A 1,192-nucleotide genomic window follows, 5' to 3' on the forward strand; every position below is an offset into this window, starting at 1 on the left:
TGTTTTAATTTTTGCGCATACTGCTTGGTTAATATCAGCTTATCACTTGAAACTGATTCACAAGTTTTATTACCATTACCCTGTAATATTTCATTATAAGCAGATGTGATCAGTTGCATTAATGCACTCGAACCTAACTTGTCCGGATGCAAACGATGGGATAATAATTTATAGCGCTTTTTGATCTCACTAGGAGTTGTATGCTCAGTTGTACCAAGCAGATCATGAAATGTTGTCATTGCCAGTTTTATTGACTTGATAAGTAAAAATTACTCTGCAATGAACAAGCTGTGAAGGCAACCACTAAGCGCCGAAAGTGGTGCCTTCATTCACTTTTTTTGACGACTCGCACGAAATTCGCCCGGTGAACAACCTATGTGTTTTTTAAACACCCGTGAAAAATAGGATACGTCTTTAAAACCGGCAGATAAGGCTACTGCTGAGATTTTCTCTTGATCTGAGCTTAATAAGCCGCAGGCTAAATCCAACCGCTTTTTAATAATGTACTGTTTAAGTGTTACTCCCATAATATTATGAAATAGACGTGAGAAGTACGTTGACGAGAATTGACAAGCACTGGCTAACTCTTCTTCACGTAGTGGCGCACTTATATCTTTATCTATAATGGTTAAAGCAGGCAAAATAGACAATTCACGCTGAGAAATGTCTTCGGCATTGATCATATTGTCATCATGTGTATGAAGACGAGTTAAACAAGCATCAACCTTCTGCCTTGTCGCATTACTCGACAAAATATCTTCAGCCCCTGCGCGTAGCGCAGAAACCGCTAACTCCGCATCTAAATCATGATAAACAATAACGACTTTAACATCAGGGAAACGCTGCTTAACGGTACGTAATAATTTAAAGCCATTTGATTGAGAGTCTTGTATTTCAATAAATATCAACTCAAAACCCGTCATTGTTAATAATATTTCAAATGGAGATACATCAACCAGATTATGATATTGCAACAAAATATCTTTGGTACTGGTGTGTTTTTCTTTATGACAACAATTTACCCAAATCACATCATCACCTGTATGGTTACTATCTTAATAGGTTTATTTGATGATCATCCTTTATCATAAAACATTATGTCTTTTACAATTACATCAAATATTACTATCTGACACTTATTAATATGGCTAATAACGGTTATAAACACTAATTTTTCCAGTAATAAAGGAAT

At 35.7% G+C, this 1,192-nt stretch carries 2 protein-coding genes; both read right to left on the bottom strand.

From position 1 onward, the window contains the following. Window positions 1-239: J domain-containing protein (locus E5A76_RS19605; RefSeq protein ID WP_161119952.1), on the bottom strand; the 239-nt coding region annotated here is incomplete at its 3' end. 90 nt (window positions 240-329) lie between these two features. Then, window positions 330-1,031: a response regulator transcription factor gene (locus E5A76_RS19610; protein WP_053988177.1), complete on the bottom strand. Its 702-nt coding sequence runs from the start codon at window positions 1,029-1,031 to the stop codon at window positions 330-332. Window positions 1,032-1,192: the final 161 nt, after the last annotated feature.

The sequence above is a fragment of the Photobacterium lucens genome, assembly GCF_009873615.1.
GTDB classification, from domain to species: Bacteria; Pseudomonadota; Gammaproteobacteria; order Enterobacterales; family Vibrionaceae; genus Photobacterium; species Photobacterium lucens.